Genomic DNA, 8772 nt, shown 5'->3' with positions numbered 1-8772 from the left:
GGAGTGGTAGTGGTGTCCGGTTGGTGTGGTGATGATCCGGTCCGAGGACCGGCTCCCGGCGGGCGACCGGCCGCGATCACCGCTGCCAGCACGAGAGCCGCTGGCAGTGCTAGTGCTGGGGCCTGTTCCCGGTTGATGGTTCCAGCCATCGTATTCTTTGGTGTAGTTACACCGTGCGCATAGACCAGTCCCGTTCGCCATGGTGGTGTGGCCGCCTTTGGCGAAGGGGTGGGTGTGGTCCATGTGGGCGATGGGGGCGTTACACCACGGGGTCCGGCACTGCGAGTCCCGCACAAGCAACGCACGGCGCAGGGCGCCAGAGAAGGCGCGTTGGCGGGTGTCGATGGCCTGAATGTCGCCGGTGACCGGATCAGTCACAACCCGGCGCAGGAACACCCGTGACCGGCGAGTGGCTGGATCGTCGTAGGCCGGGTTGAGCATGTCGCGCGCTAGCGGGGCGGGGATGGGGCCGAGCCCGGCAATCCACGCCGCAGTCTGTGCCGGATCAGCACGCCGCCCATCATCATCAACAACAGGAAACACCGCATCGGCGGCAGATTCAGGCACAGAATCAGGGCCAGATTCGTTGGTGGTGGCAGAATCGGCGGTGACGCTTGGCATCGTGTCATCTGCGGCAATGCCGTGTGTGCTGGTGTAGCTGGCAGCGCCGGGCATGCTGGTGATGCCGAAAACACTACTGTCGGTCATGATGATCTGCAGTTCGATGGGGATGGCGTCGGGGGTTGCTTGTCCGGTCAGGCGTTGGACCAACAGGTCGGCTTCGATCTGTGTCCCGGAGCGTTCTTCTTGTTGGAGCTCGTCCCCGCAGGCCCATCCGGTGTTTTTCGCCGTTGCTGCCGCATCCAACAGGGCTTTCTTACACGCGAAGGCCTGACCCATCGGCAGGAGAGCGGTCAGGTAGGCCATCGCATCCGGGGCAGGACGTACCGATACTGATCTTTTTGATTTGGCGATCTTGTGGCGTTCGACTTGCGCGGCCGGATCAATCTGATTGGCTAAGGCGCGGACTTCACCGGTGATCCTTTTGGTTCCGGCTTTGCCATACCTGTCTGCCATGCGCGCATCGATCGCGGCGATAGCGGGTGGATCGAGGGCGGTGACTTCGCTCGTGATTTTCTGGGCCGTGAATTCTGCGAGACGCCCATCCGTTAACGCGGCCAACGCGTTGGGCATGGTGGTGGTGAGTGTGTGGGCCATACGTACCGCGCGGGAGCCTGCTTGTGGGGACTCACGGCGTGCTAACGCGATTTCGGAGCCGACACCCAGGCCGCGTTTCTCGATCGGAACACCCGCTTCACGCTCACTGATCCCGCGATGGTGAAGAAACATGGCGGTTTCGCGTGCCTGTGCCGCGGCGGCCGCTGATTTGATGTCCTCCAACACCGAGACCCGCGAAATACACGCCGCCTCACTCGTACCTGTGGGGGCGGCCCGGAGGAGATCACGAACCAGTTCGAGAACAGGGAGACCGGAATCGTACACACTGCTGGCACTGCCAGTGGTGCGGGAAGCATCCGGGCTGTGAGCCGGAGCATCAGTGGGTTTGAGGAGAGTGTGGAGTGTGGCTGTGGCCTCAGCGAACATTAGCCCGGTGAAATCCTCCTCCCACTGCTGATCGGACAAGCCGGGGATATCCGTGGGGAAACTGTCAGGTTCAAGGCCGAGGCGTTCCATCGCCTCAGCATCGAAGACAAGCTCATCAAAACACAGATCAGCCTCAGACGGCACATAGGGCACATCACTGACGGAGGCACCGGCGCGCGTATCAAGTGTGATACTCATAAGCCACCCTCCTTAGTGGTGATAAGAGAATCCACGCCCTGTAAACGAGGGATAGAACGCTGTTGTCAATTGGATCAAATCAGTGAACGAGGTAGCCGGTGAGAGGCACCCTGTTCAACCTACCTATATTCTATCGAACGAACGTTCCCCAAACAAGAGTTCGAACAGACCAATTTGTGTCAGTTCGGCGGTGGGGGTCCAGTCGTGCCGTGGGGGGTCCAGTCGTGCCGTGGGGGGTCCAGTCGTGCTGTGGGGGTCCAGTTCTGTGGTAGAGATAGGCATTGCCGGAGAAGCGGAGATCCGTGCCAACGAGGCACCCGGTGATAGGCCATCTGATGAGCGCCACCAGATGACGGCCACCCATTTAAGAGAAACCCGACTGCAAGGATGGGACGTTGCGGGAGAGGCTCCGCCGTCGTCGTCAAAAATCCCGTATCCTCACGAACGAAACCGGATTCTTCGGACGTATGACAGAATCGCGCCATGGCATTCAATCTTTCCAACCCTCACGCACTGCTCCCAAGCCTGCCACGCGAAATGGAGCAACTGGCCGACGGCGTCACTTTGCCCGATCCAATGGAGGCGCCACCGCTGAGGTGGGGAATTATCGGTGCGGGCGGGATTGCGCGGACCTTTGCGCGCGATGTGCCGGCATACTCGCGTTCGCGGATCGTGGCGGTGGCTTCGCGGGAGCTGGGCCGGGCGGAGGCGTTCGCCAAGGAGTTCGGAATTGACAGGGCCTACGGTTCATATGAGGACCTGGCCCGCGATCCACAGGTGGACGCCGTCTATATCGCAACCATTCACCCGCTTCATGCCGAGCACGCCCAGCTAGCTCTACGTGCTGGCAAGCCTGTGTTGGTGGAGAAGGCGTTCGCCATGACCGCCGCGCAGGCACGCGACATTTTCGACACGGCAAGGGAGTGCGGGCTATTTGCGATGGAGGCGATGTGGAGCAGGCACTTGCCTCACTATCGCGTCATCCGCCAGATTATTGCGAACGGTGGACTGGGAAACGTGGTGTCCGCCCAGGCGGATCATGGCCAATCGCTGCGGCACGTGGAACGCTTGATGCGACCTGAACTCGGTGGAGGCGCGCTTCTTGACCTTGGCATCTATCCCGTTTCGTTCCTTCACGACGTACTCGGGGCGCCTACATCCGTGTCAGCCTCCGGACGTCTTATCAATGGGAACTTTGGGACAGCTGAGGTGTCCGGGCGCCCGGTCATTATCGATCAAGGAATCGCCGCCGTGCTCCACTGGAATTCAACGGGCGGGTCTACCGGCGCCCTCGGAGTGGCACGCTGCAATTTGGACGGCCGGTCGGCAACCTCGGCGGAGATCGTTTTCGAAAACGGTGCGCTCGAACTCCCCACGCAGTTCTATAGGCCCGGAATTCTTCGGTTACGTCTTTTTGGCGAGGGTAGGGCCGACGACGGCGCCGTCATCGAATGGGATGCGACAGTTCCCGGAGGATTTCAATACGAAGCCGCCGAAATGGCGCGCTGTCTCGAATCCGGCGCTACCCAATCACCCAGCCTGACAAGGGACGATACCGTGGAAGTCATGGAGATCATGGACGAGATCCGTACCCAGACCGGGGTTGTTTACCCCTGGGAGTAAGCCACTGCTCATTACCTGCTAAGTCGTCCTCAAATGATTTCTTGATGACGTCCCAAGGTTCTTCCGCCTACTCTTCTAACCAAGAGTTCCTCTCCTGATTCAACAGGAGTTGCAGGCAACGTTCCATCACGCTCATACACATACATTGGCTTGCGTGTATGTCTCGCCACTACCAATGGAGCCGCAAAGAAGCCTCACACCAACACACGAACAATCCCGGGAGCCACTTCAACATGCAACGGCAGGTGGCCGACGAGGTCACCGTCGGCCATCGCGGGAAGGCCCTCAGGCCCCAGAATGTCCAATTCACGTACCGAGGAGACGTGAACCAGCGGATGGTTTGCGTTACGCCGAAGCACAACGTGAACAACGGCGGGGATAACCCTGCGAAGTGGTACTTGGTCAGCTCGAAACAATTCGAGCGTTCCATCGAACGGATCTGAATCGGGGACTACATTGACGCCGCCCCCGATGAAACCTGAGTTCGACACGGAAAGCACCCACCCGGGAAGATCGCACTCCACACCGTCAACTCTTGCTCGAAAGGCTGCGCCGCGAAAATGCGCCGGTGCAGTCACCGCACCCCACCCGTACGCGATCGGCCCAGCCGTCAATCGCGATTCATTAGCCAGCTTGTTTGCCCATGCATCCAGTCCCAGAGACACGACGCCCAAAACCAGCCGTCGATTCGGCTCGGAATCGGACGTCAGATCGCTCACCCAGATACCGTCAAGCGCGCGGACGCGATCATGGAGCGTTCCTGAGCTGGGGGTACCCAAGGGCGCGAGCGCATCGGCACGAACCCGTGCGTTCGAACCCACGCCGATCGCCCGGCACAGGTCATTTCCCCGGCCGCCAGGAAGGGGAACCAAGGCGCTTTCGGAGCCGGCGATTCCCTGCGCGACAGCCGCCACAAACCCGTCTCCTCCCAACGCTCCGACGATTGGGGCACCCGTGCCCGCGTCCGGGTGCTTGCCCGCACTCAAAGCACGCGCAACCGAGGCCGGAGCCTCAGCTTCCGTCACAACACGCACATGGACGTGCCACCCGCCGTGACGCAGCCGCTCAGCAATGTCCGGCGCAACGCGGAGCGCTCGTCCTCCCCCAGATATGGACGATACGAGCATCGTCATAACAGGTTGCGGGCGGGTTTCTGCCATGCGAGCACTTTACCGCAGTGAGAATTGGGGGATTCGAGGTGCCGACCCTACGATGCGATGTTTTTGGATGCGTATACGGACGCTGCCTTGGAATACGCAGAGAAACAGCAGCATACCGGTACGAAATGGACCAATCGACAATATCGACCAGATGAACCACACCACTGCGCGACCGAATAGCCCGTCATCACGTTAGATTGAGGACCGGCGTAGACTGAACTCTGCTTGTTACACAAACTGCACGGTCCGGCCGGGAAGTCCGGATGGCGCGTGAACGCACTCGTCACTTCACTTCGAAGAGTCCCCTGTATTCAGGTGCTTTTGGCATACCTGAAAGAGGGAAACATGGGGACATCAACAGTGTGGTTCAACGGTCAGTTCTGGGTACTGACGATAGAAGTCACAGCAAGGGCAGAAACATACTCCGCCCAACGCATTCTGGGCAGAGAACCACCAAACGCCGAGCTGTACGACCTCCTGAACACAACCGGCGGTCGGCTTATCGATGAGGCATTGAATTCGCCTTCGGCCCACAATGACTCGCGTACCCTGAAGCATTCGAATCCGAAGCGTGCAGCGAGGGAGGCTGCGAAACAAGATCCAGCACCTTCAACAGCGTCACAGGAAGCAATTCGTTTGGCCCGCGAAGCTCACCAATCACAGCGACGAATCGCTCGGAAAGAAGACATGCGAAAAGAGAAGGAAGAGATCCGACAAAAGCGCAGGAGGAAGGCCCGTGACAAGCATCGCGGGCATTAGTCCCGTTATCGAATCATGGCATGATGACGCGGATACGCGGTGTTAACTCACGGAGAACCGCCGTGGCAGCTGAGGAAGCGCCAACCTGTCGGAGCTTGGGCTTAACCTTGCTTCATGAGCCACTCACATGTACCCAGTTACCATATTCCACCGTCCAGTCAGGTTCCACCGGTCCAAATGCCTCCTTCTGCCTACGGCAATGTTGCTGGCTCTGTTACCCAACCACCAATGCCACCGATGTGTCCGCCGAGGAGGTCGGTGATTCGTCGAGCTCTGCCGTTCGTACTCACTGCCATACTCGCATTCGGTGCAGGATTCGGAGTGGCCCAGATTGAGTTTGGAACCTCTTCAGTTTCGAAACTTGCTGACGCGATGGAACTTTGCGACCCGCCTTCGGTGGGAATTACGTTCGACGACGACGATGGATCCATCTCTTTCGATAGCAAAGGTGAAGAAGACGCAAGTGGAGCCGATGTGGTCGACGTTGCATGTCTCCTCGCCGTGCTCGAAACACCAGACAGGATCGTCAGTCACATTGATCAAACTACATCGCTCGATGGACGCCAGACAGAAACATGGGATTCGTTTGAGATTCAGTGGAGCTATCACCCCAACCGTGGAATGGACGGAGTGATCTCTGTGTCCGACTGATTTGCGTGCTTAACCAATCTTGACGATCGCATCCTCATCGAAGATGCCGCCACTGAAGACGAGCCCATCAATTGCTGTTCCCGCCGGAACATCGAAAGCCAACGTGCCCGAGAGTGTGTTGCCCGGATTAATCTCTTCGAAAACGAAGGCGTCATCAAGGGCAAACAGTGCGTCGCTGGATGAGGAGTATGTGGTTTCTCCCGCCTGAAGAGTGATGTCATTGTCGAAAACGTAACCTGCTTCCGAGCCCGTATTCGTCAGAGAGATATTGACGGGAATGTACTCCCCCTGCGCGGTTTCCTCAGTAAAGTCGCTCCCGATTGTCTCAGTGGGATCACCAACACTGTTCACGGTTATCTCAAAATCGCCGGACTGCACTGTGTCACCGATTCCCGCGACGATTTCGGCTTCTTCTTCGTCTGGCGCCTGCTCTTCTGACTCAGTTTCGCCTGTAGAAGTGGTCGCATTGCCTTGCTGAGTGTCATCACCGGAACCTGTAGCCCCTCCGATCCCCACGATGACAACGACGATAACGAGAAGGATGAACCACCAGCGCTTGTAGAACGGCTTCTTGGTGGACGTGGTGGATGCTGGCTCTGTGGTACTCATTGTGTTCCTTTAGTTGAGTGGAAATGATGAAACAACCGTAGGAAACAACCAAGCGCGAATCGTTCGGCGATGGGGCTGACTCGTTGCCCGATCGGGCACAGTTTGTGGAGGAAAAGTGCCACGGAAATGTGGGAGGGCAGTTCTACCATTGAATCCATGGCGATCTCTCCCACTACCCGAGCACTCTGGAACACTCACCTGTTCAACACAGTAGCCGTCATCCTGATGATTCTTACCGGCATTATTGTTCTGACGTTGACTGTCTCCAGCTACCCGGGCAATGTGGATTCCACAGGTACTCTCACGAACGGCGGAACAGCCCGTTTCCTTGCTGGCATGCTAATGCTCCTTCTTCTTCCGGGATACCGAAAGGAGCCTCTCATCCTCGTCTTACTGGGGATTCTCAACACAGGTGTATTTCTGAACGATCCGACGGTGGTTGCCGTGGGGCTGACAGTGTGGATGATCAGGGCCAAGAATCGTGCGGATTGGATCGTTGCGGGTTGCGGGTTCGCCGCAATTCTTTTCAACGGCATCGTCCACTTCATCTCCATTGGCGATCTTCAGAACGGCTCCGATATTGAGCTCTACTCGATTACCCAACCGATGATTACGGTTACCTCCATCGGGCTACCGTTGGTCATCGCATTCGTGATCCGGAGCCATCGGCGGGTAGACGAGGCAACGCTGCACGTCAAGGAGTCACAGGACACGCTCTCCGAAGAACGAACCAGACAAGAAGAGCGAGAGGACTTGGCCCGCGAAGTCCATGACACTCTGGCCAGCCGATTATCCTCCATCGCGCTTTTAGCGGGAACCATGGATTCACCAGATGCAGAGAGACTCCGGCAAGGCACAGTCCACGCCATGGACGATCTGCGCGGTTTGCTGAGTTCACTCCGCCGGGAAGGTAAGCAAACTGTCCCCACGCAGGAGGCAACCTACAATAATCTCAAAGATATTCAGGATGCAATTGCCGATGCAGAATCGCTTGGATTGCGAGTGAGTCCCTGCACCATCGTCGTGGATTCCTACGCGAACGCGCCATTTGAAATTCGCAAGGGAGTCCACCGAATCACCAAGGAGATGCTGGCTAACGCGTTGCGGCACAGTGACGATCGTCTGGCTATGTTAACAATCGAAGGCGGTCCGGGCACCGGCATCCAGATCTCAACAGCCAACCACTATAGCGATGCAGTCACCTATGGAGTTGGGGCAGGCAAAGGCATGGTCGGCATGAAGGAACGGGCACATCTTCTGGGCGGTACATCCGACGTCGAGTATTCAGAAGGACGCTTTTCTATGAAGATCTGGATCCCATGGCCCAGCAAGGCCAATCAAGAAGGTAAAATCTTGTGAGTGAGCGATACTCTGAGCGTGGTGGCTGTTGATGACGAAGTTCTGGTTGTGGAGGTCGTCGCGCAGACGTTGCAAAAGGCCAGCGCGCAGGGTGAATCCATCGAACTCGTCGGTCGCGCCCACAACGGTTCGGACGCCATTACGGTCGTTCGCGAACTTCGACCGGACGTCGTCCTCATGGACCTTCGGATGCCGGGGAACATTGGCGGAGTTGACGCAATCCGCACGATATCAAACGGCCTGATGCCACCCAAGATTCTCGCCCTCACATCGTTTGATGATGCAGGCAGCATCAGAGCTGCCTTAACCGCCGGAGCGCAAGGATACCTTGTCAAAACCGACGTGAAAGAAAAGCTCGTGTGGGCGATTCACGAGGTGGCTGCTGGCCGCCGTGTGACATCTGAGGTGGTGACCGAACACCTCATTGAGAATTTCACCGCCGAGGATCCCGGCCGCCTTGAGGCTCGCGATCTCGTCGAGCACCTGACGCCTCGTCAGGTCGAGATTGCTCGCCTCATCGGTGCGGGCAATCGCTATGAGGATATTGCGAGAAAGCTCTTCATCTCGCCATCCACAGTCAAGCAAGACGTCAGCAAAGCGCTTGCCGCGACTTGCTCGCTCAATCAAGCCCAGCTCGCCACCATCGTCGAACGCGCGGAAATCTAGCCATGTCCCAAAACGGCCAGACATCCCTTTTCGGGCGCGCGTAGCCTGAGCGCCTCACAGGTGTCTCGTTGCAGGACCTGACCCACCCATTCGAAATAGTGACGTACGTCAGGGCTCCGACTGTAGCGCGTCCCCACTGTTC

8 protein-coding genes are annotated in these 8772 nt (G+C 58.0%); 5 read left to right on the top strand and 3 right to left on the bottom strand.

Translation table 11 applies throughout. The annotated features are described in order from the left end of the window. Positions 1-1803 (bottom strand): DUF222 domain-containing protein (locus tag ACTHV6_RS09390; RefSeq protein WP_441387166.1); only part of this gene is annotated, 1803 nt, incomplete at its 3' end. A gap of 483 nt (positions 1804-2286) precedes the next feature. Here ACTHV6_RS09390 and ACTHV6_RS09385 point away from each other — a divergent pair. Then, the gene (locus ACTHV6_RS09385; RefSeq protein WP_441387164.1) at positions 2287-3426 is read left to right on the top strand and encodes a Gfo/Idh/MocA family protein; all 1140 of its coding nucleotides are present in this window, start codon (positions 2287-2289) and stop codon (positions 3424-3426) included. Positions 3427-3620: 194 nt separating this feature from the next. Here ACTHV6_RS09385 and ACTHV6_RS09380 read toward each other — a convergent pair whose 3' ends face one another. Next, positions 3621-4586, bottom strand: a complete 966-nt coding sequence (locus tag ACTHV6_RS09380) for a diacylglycerol/lipid kinase family protein (RefSeq protein WP_441387162.1) — start codon at positions 4584-4586, stop codon at positions 3621-3623. Between the two features lie 270 nt (positions 4587-4856). Between ACTHV6_RS09380 and ACTHV6_RS09375 the strand changes: the two genes are divergently transcribed. Further along, positions 4857-5345 (top strand): DUF2992 family protein, encoded by a 489-nt coding sequence (locus ACTHV6_RS09375; protein WP_441387161.1) that lies wholly within the window; start codon positions 4857-4859, stop codon positions 5343-5345. A 321-nt stretch (positions 5346-5666) separates the two neighbouring features. After that, positions 5667-5996, top strand: a complete 330-nt coding sequence (locus ACTHV6_RS09370; protein WP_441387160.1) for a hypothetical protein — start codon at positions 5667-5669, stop codon at positions 5994-5996. Between the two features lie 9 nt (positions 5997-6005). Here ACTHV6_RS09370 and ACTHV6_RS09365 read toward each other — a convergent pair whose 3' ends face one another. Then, positions 6006-6605, bottom strand: coding sequence for a DUF4352 domain-containing protein (locus ACTHV6_RS09365; protein WP_441387158.1), 600 nt, complete (start codon positions 6603-6605; stop codon positions 6006-6008). 156 nt (positions 6606-6761) lie between these two features. Here ACTHV6_RS09365 and ACTHV6_RS09360 point away from each other — a divergent pair, with 156 nt between their 5' ends. After that, the gene (locus ACTHV6_RS09360; RefSeq protein WP_441387157.1) at positions 6762-7964 is read left to right on the top strand and encodes a sensor histidine kinase; all 1203 of its coding nucleotides are present in this window, start codon (positions 6762-6764) and stop codon (positions 7962-7964) included. After that, a complete protein-coding gene (locus ACTHV6_RS09355; protein WP_441387156.1) occupies positions 7965-8630 on the top strand; it encodes a response regulator in 666 nt (221 codons plus the stop codon). It begins immediately after the preceding gene. Positions 8631-8772 lie beyond the last annotated feature (142 nt).

The sequence above is a fragment of the Ancrocorticia sp. genome, from assembly GCF_052089425.1.
Taxonomy (GTDB): domain Bacteria; phylum Actinomycetota; class Actinomycetes; order Actinomycetales; family Actinomycetaceae; genus Ancrocorticia.
This window is presented reverse-complemented; position numbering and strand designations above follow the sequence as displayed.

What these genes read in the sequence shown, in the direction of transcription:
- ACTHV6_RS09365 (WP_441387158.1), bottom strand. Translation starts at nt 6,605, where the DNA reads ATGAGTACCACAGAGCCAGCATCCACCACGTCCACCAAGAAGCCGTTC.
- ACTHV6_RS09380 (WP_441387162.1), bottom strand. Translation starts at nt 4,586, where the DNA reads ATGGCAGAAACCCGCCCGCAACCTGTTATGACGATGCTCGTATCGTCC.
- ACTHV6_RS09385 (WP_441387164.1), top strand. Translation starts at nt 2,287, where the DNA reads ATGGCATTCAATCTTTCCAACCCTCACGCACTGCTCCCAAGCCTGCCA.
- ACTHV6_RS09360 (WP_441387157.1), top strand. Translation starts at nt 6,762, where the DNA reads ATGGCGATCTCTCCCACTACCCGAGCACTCTGGAACACTCACCTGTTC.